Source organism: Aequorivita sublithincola DSM 14238, assembly GCF_000265385.1.
Lineage (GTDB): Bacteria > Bacteroidota > Bacteroidia > Flavobacteriales > Flavobacteriaceae > Aequorivita > Aequorivita sublithincola.
The window spans coordinates 1256691-1278034 of record NC_018013.1 but is presented as its reverse complement, the minus strand read 5'-3'; the positions used below and the strand labels follow the sequence as shown (position 1 = coordinate 1278034).

The window sequence follows — 21344 nt, the reverse complement described above, 5'->3', positions numbered from 1 at the left end:
TTCTATCTTCCCCTAAAATTTAAAAATTACCAAAATTTATAATGAGGATACTGCTCTCCGCCATATATCCATATGCTTTTTTGCTGCTTTATCTCATCATTCCATTCGATGAATATTTTAGGGCTCCTCCAAATATATTGCTGGCAATACTGGTAGTAGCCTTTCCATTTGTAGTTAAAAAAGAAGATTTTAAAAAACTGAAATCTATCCCCATTGCCATATTTCTGGCTCTCTTTGCATATCTTTTTATCGATTCTTTCCTAGCAGGAAGGCTGGAGGAAGATTATAAATTTATCAACAAAGTAATGATTGCAGTGGGTTTGGCCATTCTTTATATTCCTGTTGCAGATGTAAAGAAAATTAACAGCGCCATTATTTTTTCAGCTTTAGCAGCTATACTGTTTTCAATCTATAATTTTGTTTTAATTACAGATGCTACGGGCAGTTTTGCTTTGGGCGATTCGCCACAGGTTGTGGAATCACTTTTGGTTGATAGGCTTTATTTAGGGCTTCTTAGCACTTTTAGTATCCTAATTTCTTTTCAGGCAATTCAGAAAAAATATCATCCCAACAACAACTATTATTTGGCGAATATATTCATCAATTTCGTTTTTATCGTTTTGATAGCTTCAAAAATTGCAGTGATTTCCTTGTTTGTATTAGTGTTAATCCATCAATTTTATGGCCAGCGAAAAATTTGGAAACTTATCATTGCATTTGTAGCATTAACAGCTGTTGTGGGATTATTTCTCATTCTGAAAAACGAAAAAGGAAGTCAACTTTATAAAGCTGAAGTAGCCAATCAAAACGCCCCGCCAGCTTTCATTCAAAATTCTATGACTTATGAACTCAGAGCCGTAGTTTGGAAATGCGCCACAGATATTATCAATGATGAAGGTTTTAACCTCACAGGAATTGGTTTTACCGAAACCAAGAACAAGCTAGTTTCTTGTTATGAAACCAAAATAGAAGATCCTAAAAAAAGCGAAGAATTTGTTACAGAACGCTACAACACCCATAGCCAATTTTTAGATTTCTATCTAAGTGCTGGATTTATTGGGCTCTTACTGTTCCTACTTTTTATAGTGGTGAGTTTTTTCACGGTCAAAAAGCAGTTTTTTCCAACAGCGATGCTTGCCATTTTGGTGATGTACTGTTTAGTTGAAAATGTATTTCATAGACAAATTGGTGCATATTACATAGGTTTCATTTTGATTGTACTGATTACAAGCGCCCAAAACAGTGAAAACAACCGTATAAAAGATATATAATAAGAATTGCAAATTGTACTTTTGCGCATTGATGAAAAAAGGGAAACCTTTTTAATGTTATGATAAGGAAAAGAAAGAATTAAATGAAAATTTCAGTAATAGGAACTGGCTATGTTGGCCTTGTAACAGGAACTTGTTTGGCCGAAACAGGCAACGAGGTAATCTGCGTTGACATAGATAAAGCAAAGGTTGAAAAAATGCGCAATGGCCAAGTGCCAATCTATGAACCACATTTGGATGTTCTTTTTGATAGAAATATTAAAGCGAATCGTTTAAAATTTACTACTTCATTAGACGAAGGATTGGAGCACGGTGAAATCATTTTTCTAGCACTCCCAACTCCTGAAGATGAAGATGGTTCAGCAGACCTTTCTTATGTTTTGAATGTTTCCGAAGAAATAGGAAAAAAAATAAAAAAATATAAAGTAATCGTTGACAAAAGCACGGTTCCTGTTGGCACTTCAGAAAAAGTTTACAACGTGATTGCTAAAAACGCTTCTTGTGAATTTGATGTAGTTTCCAACCCAGAATTTTTAAGAGAAGGTTTCGCCGTTGATGATTTTATGAAGCCGGAACGCATTGTGGTTGGCTCCAGCAGTGAAAGAGCTACAGCAATGATGAAAAAACTTTACGGTCCATTTGTGCGCTCCGGCAACCCAATAATCATAATGGACGAAAAGTCTGCCGAGCTTACAAAGTATGCGGCAAATTCATTTCTGGCAACCAAGATTACTTTTATGAACGAAATAGCCAACTACTGCGAAAAAGTTGGTGCCGATGTAGATATGGTTCGCGCGGGAATGGGCACTGATAGTCGTATTGGCAAGCGTTTCCTTTTCCCCGGAATTGGTTACGGAGGTTCTTGTTTTCCAAAGGACGTCAAAGCACTGCAAAAAGCAGGAAAGGACGAAAATTACGATTTCAAAATATTGAATTCTGTTATCGAAATCAATGCTGCTCAAAAAACGATTTTGCTGCCTAGAATTGAATCTTATTTTAACAATAATTTAAACGGAAAAACAATCGCCGTATGGGGACTGGCTTTTAAACCCGAAACAGATGATATTCGCGAAGCACCATCTATAGATATGATGAACGCTTTGCTTAAGAAAGGCGCAAAACTTCAAGTTTTTGACCCTGAAGCAATGCCGAATATTGAAAAGACTTTCGGCGATAAATTGAATTATTCAGAATCAATGTACGCTGCGCTGGAAGGAGCTGATGCGTTATTAATTTGCACAGAATGGAGCATTTTCCGAACGCCGGATTATGATAAATTGAAGCAACTAATAAAGAATCCCGTGGTTTTTGACGGAAGAAATCTATACAATATCCAAGATATGGAAACAGAAGGGTTTACCTATGTTTCCATAGGAAGAAAAGCAGTAAACTTATGAAGAAACGAGTACTGATTACAGGTGCCGCCGGCTTTTTGGGTTCGCATCTTTGTGATAAATTTATTGCCGAAGATTTCCACGTTATTGCGATGGATAACCTTATAACAGGCGATCTTAAGAACATTGAACATCTCTTTAAGCTGGAAGCTTTTGAATTTTATCATCACGACATTACCAAGTTTGTACACGTTCCTGGAAAGGTTGATTACATTCTTCATTTCGCTTCTCCAGCAAGCCCGATAGATTATTTAAAAATACCCATCCAAACCTTAAAAGTAGGGTCTTTAGGAACGCACAATCTTTTGGGATTGGCAAAGGAAAAAAATGCTCGTATTTTAATAGCTTCTACTTCTGAAGTTTATGGAGATCCGTTGGTACATCCACAAACGGAGGAATATTTCGGAAACGTGAATACCATCGGTCCTCGCGGCGTTTATGACGAAGCAAAACGCTTTCAGGAATCTATCACGATGGCTTATCATAGGTTTCACGGTTTGGAAACACGTATTGCCCGTATTTTCAATACCTATGGTCCACGAATGCGACTTAATGACGGTCGTGTAATTCCAGCATTTATTGGTCAATCACTTCGTGGTGAAGACTTAACAGTTTTTGGAGATGGAATGCAAACACGCTCGTTCTGTTATGTTGACGATGAGGTGGAAGGGTTGTATCGCTTATTATTAAGTGACTATCCATTACCCGTAAATATTGGTAATCCAGAAGAAATAACGATTTTAGATTTTGCGAAGGAAATAATAAAGCTGACAGAAACGGAGCAAAAAATTGTCTTCAAACCCTTACCACAGGACGATCCGATGCAACGTGAGCCAGATATTTCAAAAGCGCGAAAAATATTGAATTGGGAACCTAAAATTTCCCGTGAAGAAGGAATGAAAAAAACGTTCGAATATTTTAAAAATCTTTCAAAAGAAGAACTTTTTAAAAGCGAACATAAGGATTTTTCAAAACACAACAGATAAAGGATAGATGTTTAAAAGCGGAAGATATTCAGGATTGTTGCGGCCTATTTCTTATGGAATAGATCTCTTTTTCGTCTATTTCTTTGCTTTTGAATTTTTTGGAGAACCTTTTCCATATTTCAACTATGTAATTTATCTAACCATCGCTTGGTTGCTGCTTTCATTGCGATCAGGATTTTACGAAATATATCGCTTTACACATCTTGCCAAAATTATGTCGCTCCTAGGCAAGCAAGGAGTAGTTTTCGTTTTGATTGTCTTTTCGTTTTTTGGTTTTTACAACCATTTAGAAACTTCTGCATCAACAATATTCAATTATATTTTAATGGTTATGCTTTGCATTGCCGTTGTGAAATTCGGTATTTATTATTTACTGAAAAAATACCGTCTTCATTTAGGTGGAAACGTTAGAAAGGTAGTAATAATAGGCCTCAACCAAAAGACAGACCAACTTCGGAAATTTTTCACCACCAATCCCGTTTACGGTTACCAACTCTCTAAAACTTTCGACCTAAAGGGTCCGAACAAAGTTTCTATTGAAGAATGTATGGATTATATCTTACACGAAAAGATAGATGAAATTTATGCTTCGGTAGCTGAAATTGGCAATAAAGACATTCTAAAACTTATTGATTTTGTAGATAACAATCTCAAGATTTTAAAATTTCTGCCAGACAATAAAGAAATTTTCAGCAAAAAACTGGATTTCACCTATTATGGAGTTTTACCTATTCTTTCCATGCGAAAGATACCGATGGATGAACCTTTCAATAAATTCTTAAAACGCAGTTTTGACATTGTTCTTTCACTGATGGTGATAATTGGAGTTTTGTCCTGGCTAACCCCTTTAATAGGAATTTTGATAAAACTTGAATCTAAAGGTCCAGTCTTCTTTAAGCAAAAGCGAAACGGTCTGGATTACCAAGAGTTTTTTTGCTATAAATTTCGGTCTATGAAACCGAACCCCATGGCGCATCTTCATCAAATATCAAAAGGCGATGCTCGTGTTACAAGAGTTGGAAAAATAATTCGAAAAACTAGTATAGATGAACTTCCTCAGTTTATTAATGTATTAAAGGGGGAAATGTCCGTTGTTGGCCCAAGACCACATATGGTAAGCCACACTGAGATGTATGCTGAAAGAATAGATAAGTTTATGGTGCGTCATTTTATAAAACCAGGCATTACTGGCTTAGCGCAAGTGAGTGGGTACCGAGGCGAAGTGGAAGATGATAACCATATTATAAATAGGGTTAAATATGACATATTCTATCTTGAAAACTGGAGTTTATTTCTCGACATCAAGATTGTTTTCCAAACTATCTTTAATGCCCTTCGCGGAGAAGAAAAAGCATATTAAATCGTTTCAATTGCTGTAAGAAAAGCTTCAAACTGTTTATTAAAACTAAAGCTTTCAACTGATTTTTTCTGAATAACTTCTTTAGGAAAACGTTTCAGTTCTGATATTGAGACTGTGTTGATAAAATGCTGCAAGGCTTCAAAATTATTTACTTCAATAACCCATCCCAAAGATTCTTTTTCAACGATTTCTCCACCTTCACCACCAGCAAAATAAAGTACTGGCAATCCCAAGCGTGTATATTCAAATATTTTTGAAGGAACGGATCCGTAAATTCTTTTTACTAAAGGAATAAAAGCGATATCGTATTCTTGAAGTTTTTTATGAAGTGAATTTCTATCCAATTCGCCGTGAAAAAAGACATTTTGCTTCTGTAAATCTTTTATTTTTTCATCTTCTGGCCCAGCTCCATAAATATGAAGAGATACATTTTCAGGAAATGAAAGCTGATTGCAAAGTTGAAATAGTCCTTGTGCCATTCCCAACAATCCGGCGTAAACAATCTTTATTTCTGTTGAAGAATTCTTAGACGCAATTTCAGGGATTGAGAAATCTGGAATATTTCGGTATAAAAAGGAAGATTTTGCAGTTTCAAAATTTGAAATATGCTGAAGAATTTCTTCAGATTGCCCAACTATTAAATCAGCATTTCTATAGCAAAAACGTTCCATTTTCAGCAATATGGAATAATACCAACCTTTTTTCAAAATACCCATTTCTAATCCTGCCAGTGGCCATAAGTCCGAAACATTTAGAATTATTTTTTTTGAAAATAATCGCCCCAAACAAACCGCTGTGTAGCCAACAAAAACGGGAGAATATTGAATAAATACCTTTTTTGGAGTTTTACTGAATAGAAAAAATAACACTAAACTAAACGAAAAAGAAATCATCGATAGCAAGCGCACCAATTTGTTGGTAGAATTGCTTGGCCAAACCCATAATCGAGCTATTTTTCCGAAGGAGGAATTTTCTTTGACAGATAGTTTTCCGCTGTAACCTTCAAAAATTTTTCCGTTGGGATAATTGGGTAATGGACAAACCACTTTTACAGCGTAGCCAGCTTTTCCCAAACCTTCAGCAACACTTTGCATACGGTTTGCCGCAGCACCTTTTTCTGGAGGAAAATAGTTTGTTATTAAAAGGATTTCTTTTGACAATTTTTAAAGAAATTATTGTTTAATGTTGGAAATGAACTGTTTCAATTTTCCGATTTCGGTTCTGTCCAGTTGTTGCTTTCTGTTAAAATGAAATGTAAGGCCTGGCTCTAAAAACTGCTCAAGTGTCGCGGTTATAGTCTTTATTTTTTCGGCTTTTAAAATTTCATCACTTACATAATCTATTTCAAAAGTATCCATCTTTGTTTGAATCACTTTAAACTCTTTTAGGTTTCCGCTTTCTTCCATTATATTTTTTGTAATGACGTAAAAAGTCATTCCCGCAGCTTTTTTTCCGCTAGGAAGTATTGCAAAATCATTGGTTCTGCCTACAAGTTTTTTAAGAATTGGTTTTTTAAAAGTGCTCTTTTCATGCAAAGCTCCATAATCGCCAATTTCATAACGGATAAATGGATGCGCTTTGTTGTGCAATGAGGTTATAACAATTCGTCCTTCTTGGCCAAAAGGAAGCGGTTTATCGTTTTCATCTAAAATTTCCACGAAAAGTGTTTTAGAATCTACTTCCCATTCATCCTCAGAATTTGTAAACGCAATCACACCGGCTTCAGAGCAACCGTATTCATTAACCACGGGAACGCCAAATTGTTTTTCCAATAAGTTTTTATCTTCATCAAAAAGCATTTCAGAAGTAACAATGCAAACCTTCAGCGACGGACAAAAATCTTTTAAAACGATATTTTTCTTTTTCAAATATTTCGCAAAAAGCACGATACTGCTGGTATAACCGTTTATATAATCAAATGGTTTTTTCTTGTAAACTTCCAGCATTTCTCCCAATGCTTTTTCTGAAAGATCAAGTATAGAAAACCGATGCCGATTGGCTAGAAAATCTTTCAATTTTACTGTTTTATTTTGAACAAAATCCAACGGAATACCATAATAACGAGCTTGAAAAGAGCTATTGAAATCTATGCCATGCCAACCAAACCGTTCCATATGGTATGCCCAAGTCATGGCGTGGCTGAATTTATTTTTTGCAAATCGGAAAGGATTACCACTAGAGCCCGAAGTTTTATTTACATATACTTTTTTTTCTGAAAATCCTTCTGAAAGTCTTTCCTTCAGTGGTATTTGAAAGTCTTTCTTTTTCAGAATAGGAAGTGATTCCCAATCCGAAAAACCAGCTTTCACTTTACTTTGGTAAAAAGTGTTATTCTTTAAATGAAAGTTGACAATTTCAGCTTTTTTCGATTTCAAAAATCCTTCGTAATCTGCTTCTTTTATTTCAGAAATTTTCAGCAATTCCTGCTTAGCCCTTTTAATAGGGAAACGTTTCAGAAAAAGTGAAATATTGAAGGTTTTCAAAAGCGTTTTTTAAAAATTTTAAAGCGAAAGGATTTTTCATTGAAGAAAAATTCACTTCAAATAAATTAGCGGTTCAAGGTACAAACAATTATTTTTGACACCGAAACAAAACAATTCAATTATGAATATTCTCATCCTTGGCTCCGGCGGTCGCGAACATACTTTTGCATACAAATTTTCGCAGAGCAAACGTTGCGAAAAACTGTTTGTAGCACCCGGAAATGCTGGAACGGCTGCTATTGCCACAAATATAAATATAAAACCAACGGATTTTGAAGCTGTAAAAAATTGTGTTGTTGAAAATGATATTGAAATGGTCGTGGTTGGTCCAGAAGATCCATTGGTTCAAGGAATAGCCGATTATTTTGCCGAAACAGCTGAATTAAAAAATGTAATGCTAATTGGCCCTTCAAAACGCGGAGCATTATTAGAAGGCAGCAAACAGCGCGCAAAGGAGTTTATGATGCAGCACAATATTCCTACAGCTGCTTATGAGGCTTTCACTGCAGAATCACTAGAAGCTGGAAAATTATTTTTGGAAAAATTGAATCCACCCTATGTTTTGAAAGCTGACGGATTGGCCGCTGGAAAAGGCGTTTTGATTTTGAAAGATTTAGAGGAAGCCAAACAGGAATTAGAAAATATGCTTGCACATAACAAGTTTGGTGAGGCAAGTTCCAAAGTTGTTATTGAAGAGTTTTTGGATGGAATAGAACTCAGCGTTTTTGTGCTTACTGATGGTAAAAACTATAAAATTCTTCCCACCGCAAAAGACTATAAACGCATTGGCGAAGGTGACACAGGCTTAAATACTGGTGGAATGGGCGCCATTTCTCCAGTTCTTTTTGCAGATGAAGTTTTGATGAAAAAAATTGAAGAACGCATTGTAAAACCAACAGTTAACGGACTTTCTGAAGAAAACATAGATTACAAAGGTTTTGTTTTCATCGGTTTAATAAAAGTGAATAATGAACCTTACGTGATAGAATACAACGTGCGTATGGGCGATCCAGAGACTGAAGTGGTGCTTCCACGTATAAAAAACGATTTGATAGATTTATTTGAAGCCACTTTTCATAAAAAGCTGAATGACATTAAAATTGAAATAGACGAAAGAAGCGCCGCAACCGTGATGCTCGTTTCTGGTGGTTATCCAGAAGATTACGAGAAAGGGAAGGAAATTTCAGGATTGGAAAATGTAGAAGATTCCATCGTTTTTCACGCTGGGACAAAATCTGAAAACGGTAAAACTCTAACCAACGGAGGCCGTGTTTTGGCAGTAACTTCCCTAGATACCGATTTCCATAAGGCACTAAAAAAATCCTATCAAAATATAGAAAAACTATCTTTTGACAGGATGAAGTATCGTAGTGATATTGGATTTGATCTTTGACCCCCAACTCCTAAAGGGGAGAAGGCGTTATGAAAATAGGAATGCTCCCTTTATGTCTGGGGCAATTCCATCTTAAGGTCTTTCGTCGAAAGTATAAGTGCTCTCAGTACTTTCATTGAATTTTTTCAATTGAAGCATCCAGTAAATAAATGCAACAGCTCCAATTAAAAAAAGCACTATAGAAACAGCGTTTGCGCCCCACCAAGTTGATAGTTCCAATTTACGAAGTGCATCGTAAGGAATAAAAAGAACATTTTCAAAAATAGAAGCGATTGCTTCCCAAAAACCTTTCCAAGTCATATCTTTAATCTTTAGACAGCAAAAATATAAAAATACCTCATATGCTAACAAGCTTTTTTGGAAAATCCATTCCTTTAAACTATTTAATTCTTGGCGTTTTTATTGTTGTGGGTTATTTACTGGGAGCTATTTCAGTTTATAATATCGTTGATTCTCCATATTTGTTACTTAATAACGCTGCTTTTATATTGATCAGTGTGTTGATTATGTTGCTTTTAGATTTTATAATTCGCAAAAACCATTTAACAAAAACAAACACCTACGCCATCCTTTTTTTCACGTGTTTTATGGTAATGTTACCCGTTATTTTCCTTCAGCATAAAATACTTTTAGCCAATGCTTTTCTCATTCTTGCGCTGCGGAGAATCATGAGTTTGCGGAGCGATACCAATTCATCCAAAAAAATTCTGGATGCCAGCCTCTGGATTACACTTGCTTCCCTTTTTTATTTTTGGAGTTTGTTGTTTTTTATACCGCTTTGGATAGCCATAATCCAAAAACCGAATTCCAATTATAAACAGATGATAATCCCTATCACAGGCTTTATGGCTGTTTTGATAATTAATACAGCTTATCAATTTTTTGTATATGATTCCTTTGCGTGGTTTTTCGATTGGAAAAAACCTATAAGTTTAGATTTTTCGAAATACAACTCTGCTGCTATTTTAGTGCCTGTTACTGTAATTCTTGGATTTTATATTTGGACGTCAATGTACCGAGTTTTAAGGTTCTCCTCAGTTTCTTTAAAGGAAAAATCTAACTACTTTTTGTTACTTTATGTTAGCATTACCAGCTTGCTTGTGGCTATATTGGGTCCTGAAAAAACGGGTGCCGAAATACTTTTCATCTTGGCGCCAGTCTCTATAATCGCCGCCAATTATATTGAAAACTTCGGAACGGATCGCTACGTAGAAAAAGATATTACCGAGTTTTGGTTTAAAGAAATTATGCTTTGGATGGTTGTGATTTTGCCATTTGTATTTCTGTTTCTATGAGCAATTTTAAAATAGAAAATATTGAAGTAGAACTTAAAAAAAGACTCCCTTATGATTATAATTGGGGCCAAAAACAAAATGATCTTTGGGATGGTTACACCAATTTTATTTATAAAACTTGGAATTGGGAGGAACTAGTTTTAAAAATGAAGCAGGCAATACTAGATCATAAACTTGATAAACGAGAGTTATTCAATTATGCGGCCAATAGATGGTTTAACTTTTGGAGCTCCCAAGCTGTAGAACAGATTTTCACTGCGATAGAAGGTGTTGAACCCGTAGTAGAAACAACGGATTCTGAAAAGGATTTTTATCTCTTCGGAATTCCTTTTGACCATAAAACATCTATCTTTCCGAAGCAATTTCAAAATACATATGAATATGCTCACAGTCACAAACCAGAACTAATTGAATGGCTCTACAAAAACCAAAGTACTCAAAAAAGACATCATTTTAAAAATCGTTTATTTATAGTTGTTTACGCTAAAAACGGCGAACATTGGAAGCTTAAAGCCGAGATTTCATTGTTAAAAGAAGCTATTCAAAAATATGTTGCCAGTTTCAGAAAGGAGCAACTACATTCCTTTACTTTTGCTGACGAACAAACAACATTGAGCGATATTATCTGGGTTTCTAAATGAATTACATAGGCAGCAAACATAAACTCTCCAGTTTCATTTTTGAAACAGTTACGGAAATCTGCGGAAATAATCTTTCCAGCAAAGTGTTTTGCGATCTTTTTGCAGGTACTGGAATCGTTGGCCGAAATTTTAAAACCCACGTTAAACAAGTAATTTCAAACGATGTAGAATATTACAGCTATGTATTAAACCGAAACTACATCGGCAATCACACTGCTTTCGATTATGAAGATTTTATAGATGAACTGAATGCTTTAAAAGGTAAAAAAGGTTTCATTTTTCAAAATTATTCCGAATGTGGAAATGCAGAGAGAAACTATTTCACTTCAGAAAACGGACAGAAGATTGATGCGGTTCGTATTCAAATTGAAGAGTGGAAAAATACTTCGAAAATTACGGAAGATCAATATTTTTTCTTGCTCGCTTCTTTGCTAGAAAGTGCCGATAAGTTTGCGAATACCGCTTCGGTTTATGGGGCGTACTTAAAACACATAAAAGCTTCCGCAGCAAAAAAATTAATAGTGAAACCTGCAATTTTTCAGCAAACAGAAAATTCACATCAAGTTTTTCAGTACGACAGCAACGCACTTATAAATAAAATTGAAGGCGATATTCTTTATTTAGATCCGCCATACAATGCACGTCAGTACGGCGCAAACTATCATTTACTAAATACTATGGCAAAATATGATACCTTTGTACCTAAAGGAAAAACGGGGCTGCGCGATTACTACAAAAGCGATTGGTGTAGAACTGGAGAAGTCCTAAAAAGTTTTGAGGAATTGATTGAAAATGCACAATTCAAATACATTTTTCTTAGTTATAACAACGAAGGATTAATGAGCCAGAAGGATGTGCAAAAGGTTATGGAACGCTTCGGGAAATACAGCTTAAAAACCAAGAAATATCAACGTTTTAAAGCAGACAAAACCGAAAACCGAAACCACAAAGCCTCAGAAACCTTTGAATATTTACACATTTTAGAAAAACGATAAATTATGTTTAGCGACAAAGCCAACAAAATCTTCGCAGAAGTTATAAATAAGTACCACGAAACGAACACCGTGGATCAACCTTTTAATAATCCGTATGACAACGACAGTCATCTAATTGAGCATTTATTATACAGAAAATGCTGGATTGATACAGTTCAGTGGCATTATGAAGACATTATTCGCGATCCGAATATTGACCCAGTGGGAGCGTTAAAGTTGAAACGCCAGATAGATGCTTCCAACCAAGATCGAACTGATATGGTGGAATATATTGATAGTTATTTTCTAGAAAAATACAATAACGTTGCAGTGAAAGATGATGCCACAATCAACACCGAAAGCCCAGCTTGGGGAATTGACCGTCTTTCTATTTTAGCCTTGAAAGTATATCATATGAACGAAGAAGCAACTCGCACAGACGCTTCCCAAGAACATTTAATAGCTTGCAAAGCAAAATTGAATGTGCTTTTAGAACAGCGTGTGGATTTAAGTACCGCAATAAACCAACTATTGGAAGATATTGCCAACGGAAGCAAGTATATGAAAGTCTATAAGCAGATGAAAATGTACAATGATGATGAGCTGAATCCTGTTTTACGCGGAAAAAAGTAATTAAGAAAACCTGTCAGGTTTTAAAGACCTGACAGGTTTGGATTTCAAAATGGCCAAACCAAAACACATATTAGTAATCCGCCTCTCCGCAATGGGCGATGTAGCTATGACCGTTCCAGTACTTTGCGTTTTGGCGCAAACCTATCCCGAAGTAAAAATCACAGTACTTTCTAGACCTTTTTTTAAACCTTTTTTTGAAGGAATTCCAAACCTCGATTTTTTAGAAGCCGATGTTTATGGAGAGCACAAACGTTTCGGATTAATAAAACTGGCAAAGGAAGCTAAGGAACTCGGTATTGACGCCGTTGCAGATCTTCACAACGTAATTCGTTCAAAAATAATCACGAAATATTTGAAGTTTAAAGGCCTGAAAACTGCTACAATTGATAAAGGAAGAGCAGAAAAAAAGGCATTGATTTCAGCAAAAGGAAAAAATATTTCACAATTAAAAACAACACATCAGCGCTATGCAGATGTTTTTGAAAAGCTGGGTTTTCCGATTGATTTGGAGAAACATATTGCTCCCCCAAAGAAAAGATTATCTCCAAAACTCAACGGACTTTTAGGAGTTGAATATAAAAAAATAATAGGCATCGCTCCTTTTGCAGCCTATCAGAGCAAAATGTATCCTTTAAGCTTAATGGCCGAAGTAATCCGTGAATTGGATGAATCTGACAAATACAGAATCTTCCTTTTTGGCGGTGGGAAGAAAGAAATCGAGCAACTCAAAAAACTTGAAAATCCATTCGCAAACGTTACCAATGTTGCCGGAAAACTCACTTTTGAAGAAGAACTCGCCTTAATCTCAAATCTGGATTTAATGCTTTCAATGGACAGCGGTAATGGTCACTTGGCGGCAATGTACGGCGTTCCGGTCCTTACACTTTGGGGAGTAACGCATCCATTTGCTGGTTTTGTACCTTTTAAACAGCCAGAAACCAATCAATTAGTTTCAGATCGAAATGAATATCCGTTAATTCCTACTTCGATTTATGGAAATAAGTTTCCGAGTGTTTATGATGAAGCGATGAAAACTATTGCTCCTGAAGCGGTTGTTTCAAAAATAATGGCTGTACTAACTTAATTGAGCTTCCTCTTTTCAAAAAAAAGATAACATATATAAAACATCTCATTTCCCTCCTTCTGATTTTCGGTCTGACGGTTAACGAATGTTCTGTATATTCTCAAATAAATACTTCAAGCTATTATCAAGTTTCACGCGTTAATACTCGGAAAGAACTAAATTATGAAGGTTCAGAGTTATATATTTATTCTAGAAAGACCATTTCTAAGAAAGCACTGTCCGCTGCAAGATTAACCTATCGCTATCTTCAAATTGCTTATGGTCATCAAATTAAAATTATTCTAAAACTACAAATTGAGCTTTATCAGACGATAAATAAAATAAAAGCTCAACAAGTTTTTTTGAACAAAATCAGTATCTCCAGCAACTATTATTCAAGTTTATACATAGCATAGAAAAACATCGGTTTTTCTATGTAAATATGCTTTCGCGGCATAAATGATAAAACGAATGTGCAATCATTTATCATTATTAAAATGTATAAACAAAAGAAGAAGACCCATTGGGAGAAATTCAAATATTTCAGCTATTGGATAAAACGAAAACTTATTTTAATTATTACGGCTTTTATGCTTGGAATGTCTAATGCGATGTATGACAAAGATGAAATGATTAATGGAAATCAAAATCATACAGAACAAAAAGACAAAAAATAGAAAGTAGTATAAAAGTCAAGACCTCATAGGCTAGATTGCTTCGTGCTTTGCAATGACTTTTTAGGGACTGTTTTGATGATTAAAATTAATAATCTCGGTGGCTGAGCGGAGCCGAAGCTAAACATCATCATAATCCACAACAACCTTCGCCGTTGTGGGATGCGCTTGACAAGTAAGTATCAATCCATCCGCAATTTCAGCTTCGGTGAGGATTTGGTTTTTGCGCATTTCGGCTTTACCTTCTTTTAGGCGGGCAATACACGTACTGCAAATTCCACCTTGACAAGAATATGGCGGATCTAAACCTTCATCTAAAGCTGCTTCTAAAATACTTTTGGTCTGTGGCATTTCGAAAACTTCCTCTTCGTCATCTAGAAATACTGTCACACTTGTAAAACCATCGTGTTTTTCAACCAAAAGTCCTTTTTCAGCGGTAGAAAATAGTTCGTGGTGTATTTGTTTTGTGTTAATGCCGTTATTCTTCAATGTTGCAGAAACTTCATCAATCATTTCTTCGGGACCACAAAGATAGAAGGCATCATACGTGGTTTCGATATATTTATTTTTCAGAAAAAAGTTCACGATGGAACGGTCAATTCTACCAAATTTTGCATTCTCTTCTTCTTTTCTACTGAAAACAAATTCTGCAGCAAAACGATTTGGAAACTGTTTTTGAAGTTCCAAAATTTCGTTGTAAAACATCGTTTCTTCAACATTCTTATTGCCATAAACCAATAGAAATGTACTTTGCGGCATTTCTTCTAAAGTAGATTTTATCAATGACAGAACTGGTGTTATTCCGCTACCAGCCGCAAAAGCAGCGTAATTATTTATGTTTGGCTCCAAAACAAATTTTCCAGTTGGAGGCATTACTTGAAGCGTATCTCCAGCTTTCAAATCTTTATTTGCGTATTCTGAAAATGCTCCTTTTTCTACTTTTTTTACGGCAACTTTTAGAATGCCACTTTTTGGAGAAGAACATATAGAATAAGCGCGACGAAGTTCTTTTCCGTCGCTATTATGTTTTATAGTAATGTATTGGCCAGCCTGGAAAGCAAAGTCGCCTTTTAGATTTTCTGGAACTTGGAAGCTAATGGAAACAGAATTCGGGCTTTCTTTTTTTACTTCGGAAACGGTAAGCGCATGAAATTCGCTCATAATCTTGAAATTTTTGTGCAAAAGTACAAAGGAATTCAAGGAAACAAAGCTTGAAACACTTTAAAGTATCGTATTTTTTGGCTGTTTCAGTTAGCAGATATTAAAAAGAAATGTATTTTTACCGCTCTTTAGTGATTCTACATACTAAAATTGAACCTTTTAAGTTACAATATCATATAAACTGAAAGCATTTTGAAGGGCACATATAAAATTACATTATTTATTCTCGCTGTTGTTTTGTTAGCAGCGTGTTCACGTAAAAAAAATACCTTTTTGAACCGCAATATTAATGCGGTAACTACGGAATTTAATACGCTTTACAACGGCGATATGGCTTTTACCGATGGTAAAAATCAATTGGCGTATGGCTTTAACGATAATTTCTGGGAAATACTTCCCGTTGAACGTATCAATATTGAAGAAGCAGAAACAAAAGCTCCCGGCGCCTCTAAAAACGCCGACTTTAATCGTGCTGAAGAAAAAGCTTCAAAGGCTATTCAGAAACATTCCATGTACATTGATGGTAAGGAATACAATCCTCAGATTGATGAAGCCTATATGTTACTTGGAAAAGCGCGTTATTACGACGGTCGTTTTATTCCAGCTTTGGATGCTTTCAACTTTATCTTGGATCGTTACCCGACTAGCAATAACATTAACGTTGCCAAGGTTTGGAAAGCTAAGACTAACATCCGTTTAAAGAACGAAGAATACGCTATCGAAAGTCTGAAAAAGATGTTTGATACTGCAGAACTAACTGAAGTGGAAACCGCTGATGGCGCAGCAATGATGGCTCAGGCGTTTATCAATCTTGATTCTTTAGTGCCTGCGTTGAAATACATAAAATTGGCTTCAGAAAATGTAAAGGACAAAGAACTTAAAGGAAGATATACTTTCATAAAAGGTCAACTTTACAATCGTTTAAACCTAAAAGACAGCGCCAACATAGCTTTTGATGAGGTTATTGAAATGAATCGCAAGACTTCCAGAGCGTATATGATAAATGCTTATTTGGAAAAAGGAAAAAATTTCGATTACGAAAAAGGCGATCGCACTGCATTCTTAGTATTGTTACAAGACCTCGAAAAGAATCGCGAAAATCGTCCGTTTTTAGATAAAATCTACAATCAGTTTGGCGATTATTATAGAAATAGCGACAGTACAAACACTGCTGTTGCATATTATAATAAATCTATCAAGGCCTTTAAACAGGACAAAACGCTCCAATCTGTAAATTATCAAACCCTTGCAGAAATAAATTTTGAAAATGCTGAATACAAAAATGTAGGAGCCTATTACGATAGTACATTAACATATCTTCAAGAGAAGACCCGCCAATGGCGCCGCGTTACAAAGAAGCGTGAAAACCTTGACGATGTAATAAAATACGAAGAAATTGCAGCCACAAACGATAGTATCCTGAAACTCACGAAAATGAGTGAATCAGAACAACTTGCTTTTTTCACGAATTATACAACAAAATTGAAGGAACAAGCTGTTAAAGATTCTTTGGAAGCCATCAAAATTGAGCAAAAAATTGCCAATAAAGAGTTTTATGAAAAAGGCAAAGTTGTTTCTGGACCAAACAAAGGCGGTAGCACATTCTATTTTTACAATACTTCCACAGTGGCTTACGGAAAAGGAGAGTTTAGAAAAATTTGGGGAGACCGAAAGTTGGAGGACAACTGGAGACTTTCTAGCAAGCAAACTTCCTTGATTGATAATGATGATGAAGTTGCCGTTGTAAAACCAATAGCCGAAAACGAACTTTACAAACCCCAAACATACATTGTCAGAATTCCTACGGATGAAAAATCGATAGACAGTTTGGCTAAAGATAGAAACTTCGCTTACTACCAATTAGGATTGATTTACAAGGAAAAATTTAAGGAAAACGATCTTGCCATAAACAGGCTTGAAAAATTGCTGACCTACAATCCAGAGCAGCGTTTGGTTGTTCCCGCAAAATATAATTTGGTAAAGATTTATGAAGCTATGGAAAACTCTTCCGTAGCAGATAAATACAGAAATGATATTTTGACCAACCATGGCGATACGCGATATGCGGAAATTCTTCGAAATCCAAATTCACAATTGCCAACAGACGAATCTAGCCCAGAATTCAAGTACAATCAGTTATACAAAGAATTTGAAGCTGGAAAATATGCAGACGTAATCCAAAAAGCAGACGATTATATGGTTGTGTATAACGGCAACGATATTATTCCAAAGTTTGAATTGCTGAAGGCTACCGCAATTGGTCGCCAGCAAGGTTTTGAGGCTTATAAAAAGGCTTTAAATTTTGTTTCGCTCAATTATCCAAGTACTGACGAAGGCAAGCAAGCGCAGCAGATTTACAGCAATGTACTTCCTACGCTAGAGTTTAAAGAATTTGTTCCTAAAGAGGATTCTAAGAGTTGGAAGTTAGTTTACAAATTCAGCAATGAAGAAGGTGAAGCTGCACAAAAACTAATGACGCAACTGGAAAAAGCAATTAAAGATTACCATTACATAAATATGGTAACCTCTAATGATTATTACGATCCACAAACTCGTTTAGTGATTGTGCACGGTTGGAATACTAAACTAGGTGCAAACAATTTTGGCGAAGTTTTAAAAGAGAACAAAGAATTCAAAATTAAACGTCCGTTTTTTGAAATTTCAACCCCGAATTATAAAATCATTCAAATTCATAAGAACCTTAATGATTATTTGAAAGAGACTTCAACTAAATAACGGAAAACTAACCCTAAAACCAACTCCCTATGTTTTCAGACAAAAAAGAAAAAAGAATTGCTGCGGAACCTGGTTCTGCTCAAAACAGAATCAATGAAGGCACAAAACTAAAGGGCGATGTTTCATCTACAGGTTTTTTTAGAATAGATGGAACTATAGAAGGCAATGTAAAAACACCTTCCAAAGTGGTTTTAGGAAAAACAGGAGTTATTGTAGGCACACTAAGTTGTGAAAACGCAGATATTGAAGGTAGATTTGAAGGTAATCTTCAAGTTTCGGGAACGCTTACTTTACGTTCTACTGCCGTAATAGAAGGCGATGTGACGGTGGGTAAATTATCAGTAGAGCCTGGAGCCGTTATGAACGCTTCTTGTGTAATGCAAGATGGAAAGCCCAAAAGTAACTCCACACCACATCAACCTACTTCGGAAAACACCAAAGCACATCCTTTTGATCGCCAACAGCGCATCAAGAGAACAACTGTAGATTCAGATTTAGACGATTAATCCCTTCACAATGGCCGATAAAAAAGATAATGGAATAAGACGTTGGGCCATCCTTTCCGGTATTGGAATACAGATGGGCGTTATCATCTATCTTTTTGTGAAACTGGGCCAATGGCTAGACGGAAAATATTCTGACGGCGGCAAAACCTTTCTTATTATTTGTACGCTTGTTGGGGTTGGCGCTTCACTTTTCTTGGTGATTAAGCAGACCAATAAATTAAATTCTTGAATTTTTTTTGATGAAAAAAACTACTTTCAAATTTTTGATGGTTCTTTTATTGGTGATATCTGTTTTTTTTATTGCACACCTATATATTCTTCAAAACAAAGAAATTCCGATTTTTTCTGATAGAATCGTCCTGTCTTATTTGTTGAATTTTGCAATGGCTGCTGCCATTTTAATCTTCATACAATCAAGATTTAACAAAAAATCATCACAGACTGGTTTTATATTTCTAGCGGGCAGCGGACTTAAATTCTTGGTTTTCTTTATGGTTTTCTATCCTTTTTATCAGCAAGACGGAACGATGTCATCTACAGAGTTTGCTGCTTTTTTTGTTCCCTACGCCTGTTGTTTGATTCTGGAAGTTGCATTTCTTTCAAAACAGCTTAATAATCAGGATTATTAACAGATTTCTTCCAAAGAAAAAAACTCAAAAAATAGTTTTTTCTTTCTCAGAAAGAAATGTATTTTTGCACCGATTTTAAGGACACCGTTATTTGTTCAGAGATGCAAAGAAAAACATTGATTAGATTACTTTCAGTTTTATTGTTTATCGTTTCGTTTTCAGCTATTGCTCAAGATGAACATGCGATGGAAGTTAAAGAAATTGCTCCTGGTGAAAAGGGCGATAAAACGAAGAAAGAAGAAATAAAAGAATTTATCAACCATCACTTGCTGGATTCGCATGATTTTAATCTTTTCGGATCTACAGATGAGGTTACTGGCGAAACGCACCATTATGGTTTCCCACTTCCTGTAATTTTTTGGGATAAGGGCCTACACACGTTTATGTCTTCAGAATTTCACCACGGTGAAAGCGTTGTTGAATCTAACGGAAACTTCTACAAGCTATACCACAGCAAAATATACAAAACGAATGCTGATGGCACGATAAATTATGATGCCGAACACGGCGATCATCCTACAAACGAAAAAATCCTTCTTGATTTTTCAATCACCAAAAGTGTTATTATGATGCTTGTGGTTGGTTTGATGTTAATATGGTTGTTCGGTGGTCTTGCAAAAAGCTACGCGAAAAACGGAAGCCTTCCAAAAGGTGTTGGGCGTTTCTTTGAGCCAATTGTACTTTACATTCGTGATGATATTGCTATCGGAAACATTGGCGAGCACAAATACAAAAAATACATGCCGTTCCTTTTAACCGTGTTCTTCTTTATATGGTTTTTAAATATGTTTGGCCTTACGCCACTAGGTGTAAACGTTACAGGGAACATAGCGGTTACAACTGCTTTGGCAATCATTGTTTTCTTGATTACCACTTTCACAGGAACAAAAGATTACTGGAGACACATTTTTGACCCACTTGGCGATGGAATGCCTTGGGCTGGAAAAATAATTATTTACATTATCCTAGTTCCTATTGAAATTTTAGGATTGTTCATTAAGCCTTTCGCACTGCTTATACGTTTGTACGCAAACATGACAGCGGGCCACGTGGTAATGATGAGCTTGATTGGGTTGATATTTATTTTCAAAAGTTGGATTGGTGGACCATTATCCTTCGGACTTACTTTTGCAATTTCACTTATTGAATTATTGGTAGCATTGCTACAAGCATATATTTTCACAATGTTGGCCGCTCTTTATTTCGGTTTTGCAAGCGAAACGCACGCAGAGCACGAAGCACACGAAGGCGAAATCCAACATTTATAAAAGACAGTTGTCTCCTCAATCATAGGATAGAGGTTTTTAAAAAAGAGTGTTTAATTTTTAATAAATATATATTATGGAAATTCCAACTATTGTAGGAGCAGGTTTAGCAGTAATCGGTGCCGGTATTGGTATCGGTATGATTGGTGGGAAAGCTATGGAAGCTATCGCACGTCAGCCAGAAGCTTACGGAAAAATTCAAACAGCAATGCTTATTGCAGCGGCGCTTATTGAAGGTATTGGTTTCGCAGCGATTTTCGCTGGGTAATCAAAAAAGCTAACAAACGGCTGTGACGGTTGGTTACAGCTGTTTGTTATAATTAAAATTGAGCATAAAGTTAAATTAAATAAATATCCGCCAAGGCGACCATTGATATGGAAAAATTAATTAACGACTTTTCATTCGGACTTTTCTTCTGGCAAATAGTAATATTTGTTTTGTTGCTTATTTTGTTAAGAAAATTTGCTTGGAAACCAATCTTAAACGCTGTTAATGAGCGTGAGCAAGGAATAAAAACTGCATTGGATTCTGCTGAAAAAGCAAAATTGGAAATGCAAAACCTTCAGGCAGACAACGAAAAATTATTGCAAGAAGCTCGTGCAGAGCGTGAGTCAATGATGAAAGAAGCACGTGAGATTAAAACCAAAATGATTGCAGACGCTAAAGAAGAAGCTAAAGCAGAAGGCGACAAAATGGTTGCCAATGCACAAGCTGCTATTGAAAGTGAAAAGAAATCTGCCATTGCAGAATTGAAACAACAAGTTGCAAGTCTTTCTTTGGAAATTGCTGAAAAAGTAGTAAAACACGAACTTTCTGATAGCGATAAGCAAATGAAGCTTGTAAACGAAATGTTAGGCGACGCCAAACTAAACTAATTTT

General features: G+C 35.7%; 22 protein-coding genes. 18 read left to right on the top strand and 4 right to left on the bottom strand.

The features are described from left to right. The first annotated feature begins 41 nt into the window (after positions 1–41). From AEQSU_RS05920 to AEQSU_RS05905, 4 genes are all read left to right on the top strand, one after another. Positions 42–1271, top strand: a complete 1230-nt coding sequence (locus tag AEQSU_RS05920) for an O-antigen ligase family protein (RefSeq protein ID WP_014781950.1) — start codon at positions 42–44, stop codon at positions 1269–1271. 83 nt (positions 1272–1354) lie between these two features. After that, positions 1355–2668 carry a UDP-glucose dehydrogenase family protein gene (locus AEQSU_RS05915; protein WP_014781949.1) on the top strand — a complete coding sequence of 438 codons (1314 nt, stop codon included), beginning with the start codon at positions 1355–1357 and terminating at the stop codon, positions 2666–2668. Then, positions 2665–3651 carry a UDP-glucuronic acid decarboxylase family protein gene (locus tag AEQSU_RS05910; RefSeq protein WP_014781948.1) on the top strand — a complete coding sequence of 329 codons (987 nt, stop codon included), beginning with the start codon at positions 2665–2667 and terminating at the stop codon, positions 3649–3651. Before AEQSU_RS05915 ends, AEQSU_RS05910 begins: the two co-directional genes overlap by 4 nt. A gap of 7 nt (positions 3652–3658) precedes the next feature. Beyond that, positions 3659–5011: an undecaprenyl-phosphate glucose phosphotransferase gene (locus AEQSU_RS05905; protein WP_014781947.1), complete on the top strand. Its 1353-nt coding sequence runs from the start codon at positions 3659–3661 to the stop codon at positions 5009–5011. On the opposite strand, the gene AEQSU_RS05900 is transcribed toward AEQSU_RS05905, so the two are convergent. Both AEQSU_RS05900 and AEQSU_RS05895 read right to left on the bottom strand, forming a co-directional pair. Continuing rightward, positions 5008–6171, bottom strand: a complete 1164-nt coding sequence (locus AEQSU_RS05900; protein ID WP_014781946.1) for a glycosyltransferase family 4 protein — start codon at positions 6169–6171, stop codon at positions 5008–5010. The genes AEQSU_RS05905 and AEQSU_RS05900 overlap by 4 nt on opposite strands. A gap of 12 nt (positions 6172–6183) precedes the next feature. Beyond that, positions 6184–7494 (bottom strand): phenylacetate--CoA ligase family protein, encoded by a 1311-nt coding sequence (locus AEQSU_RS05895; RefSeq protein ID WP_014781945.1) that lies wholly within the window; start codon positions 7492–7494, stop codon positions 6184–6186. 121 nt (positions 7495–7615) lie between these two features. On the opposite strand from AEQSU_RS05895, the gene purD reads away from it, so the two are divergent. Next, positions 7616–8887, top strand: coding sequence for a phosphoribosylamine--glycine ligase (purD, locus tag AEQSU_RS05890; RefSeq protein WP_014781944.1), 1272 nt, complete (start codon positions 7616–7618; stop codon positions 8885–8887). A gap of 72 nt (positions 8888–8959) precedes the next feature. Here the strand turns inward: purD and AEQSU_RS05885 are convergent, their stop codons facing one another. Further along, positions 8960–9187 carry a DUF6341 family protein gene (locus tag AEQSU_RS05885; RefSeq protein WP_014781943.1) on the bottom strand — a complete coding sequence of 76 codons (228 nt, stop codon included), beginning with the start codon at positions 9185–9187 and terminating at the stop codon, positions 8960–8962. A gap of 41 nt (positions 9188–9228) precedes the next feature. On the opposite strand from AEQSU_RS05885, the gene AEQSU_RS05880 reads away from it, so the two are divergent. The 6 genes from AEQSU_RS05880 (at position 9229) to AEQSU_RS05855 (ending at position 14170) form a co-directional block, all read left to right on the top strand. After that, the gene (locus AEQSU_RS05880; protein WP_014781942.1) at positions 9229–10182 is read left to right on the top strand and encodes a DUF6427 family protein; all 954 of its coding nucleotides are present in this window, start codon (positions 9229–9231) and stop codon (positions 10180–10182) included. Continuing rightward, positions 10179–10823 (top strand): hypothetical protein, encoded by a 645-nt coding sequence (locus AEQSU_RS05875; protein WP_042491688.1) that lies wholly within the window; start codon positions 10179–10181, stop codon positions 10821–10823. Before AEQSU_RS05880 ends, AEQSU_RS05875 begins: the two co-directional genes overlap by 4 nt. Then, positions 10820–11818, top strand: coding sequence for a DNA adenine methylase (locus AEQSU_RS05870; protein WP_014781940.1), 999 nt, complete (start codon positions 10820–10822; stop codon positions 11816–11818). The genes AEQSU_RS05875 and AEQSU_RS05870 overlap by 4 nt, the downstream gene beginning before the upstream one ends. Positions 11819–11821: 3 nt before the next feature. Further along, positions 11822–12430, top strand: a complete 609-nt coding sequence (locus tag AEQSU_RS05865) for a DUF4254 domain-containing protein (RefSeq protein ID WP_014781939.1) — start codon at positions 11822–11824, stop codon at positions 12428–12430. A 49-nt stretch (positions 12431–12479) separates the two neighbouring features. Further along, positions 12480–13514: a glycosyltransferase family 9 protein gene (locus AEQSU_RS05860; RefSeq protein ID WP_042491687.1), complete on the top strand. Its 1035-nt coding sequence runs from the start codon at positions 12480–12482 to the stop codon at positions 13512–13514. A 476-nt stretch (positions 13515–13990) separates the two neighbouring features. Further along, positions 13991–14170 carry a hypothetical protein gene (locus AEQSU_RS05855; protein WP_014781937.1) on the top strand — a complete coding sequence of 60 codons (180 nt, stop codon included), beginning with the start codon at positions 13991–13993 and terminating at the stop codon, positions 14168–14170. Between the two features lie 117 nt (positions 14171–14287). Here the strand turns inward: AEQSU_RS05855 and AEQSU_RS05850 are convergent, their stop codons facing one another. Further along, a complete protein-coding gene (locus tag AEQSU_RS05850; protein WP_014781936.1) occupies positions 14288–15328 on the bottom strand; it encodes a ferredoxin--NADP reductase in 1041 nt (346 codons plus the stop codon). Positions 15329–15520: 192 nt separating this feature from the next. Here AEQSU_RS05850 and porW point away from each other — a divergent pair, with 192 nt between their 5' ends. From porW to AEQSU_RS05815, 7 genes are all read left to right on the top strand, one after another. Then, on the top strand, positions 15521–18064 hold the full coding sequence (gene porW / locus AEQSU_RS05845) for a type IX secretion system periplasmic lipoprotein PorW/SprE (RefSeq protein WP_014781935.1): 2544 nt from the start codon (positions 15521–15523) through the stop codon (positions 18062–18064). A gap of 29 nt (positions 18065–18093) precedes the next feature. Beyond that, a complete protein-coding gene (locus AEQSU_RS05840) occupies positions 18094–18570 on the top strand; it encodes a bactofilin family protein (RefSeq protein ID WP_014781934.1) in 477 nt (158 codons plus the stop codon). A 10-nt stretch (positions 18571–18580) separates the two neighbouring features. Beyond that, the gene (locus AEQSU_RS05835; protein WP_014781933.1) at positions 18581–18799 is read left to right on the top strand and encodes an AtpZ/AtpI family protein; all 219 of its coding nucleotides are present in this window, start codon (positions 18581–18583) and stop codon (positions 18797–18799) included. 10 nt (positions 18800–18809) lie between these two features. Next, entirely contained in the window at positions 18810–19199 is a 390-nt protein-coding gene (locus tag AEQSU_RS05830; RefSeq protein WP_042491685.1) for a DUF6168 family protein, read from the top strand. A gap of 101 nt (positions 19200–19300) precedes the next feature. Further along, entirely contained in the window at positions 19301–20467 is a 1167-nt protein-coding gene (gene atpB, locus AEQSU_RS05825) for a F0F1 ATP synthase subunit A (RefSeq protein ID WP_042491683.1), read from the top strand. A gap of 73 nt (positions 20468–20540) precedes the next feature. Beyond that, entirely contained in the window at positions 20541–20732 is a 192-nt protein-coding gene (atpE, locus tag AEQSU_RS05820) for an ATP synthase F0 subunit C (RefSeq protein ID WP_014781930.1), read from the top strand. A gap of 107 nt (positions 20733–20839) precedes the next feature. Further along, the gene (locus AEQSU_RS05815; protein ID WP_014781929.1) at positions 20840–21340 is read left to right on the top strand and encodes a F0F1 ATP synthase subunit B; all 501 of its coding nucleotides are present in this window, start codon (positions 20840–20842) and stop codon (positions 21338–21340) included. Positions 21341–21344 lie beyond the last annotated feature (4 nt).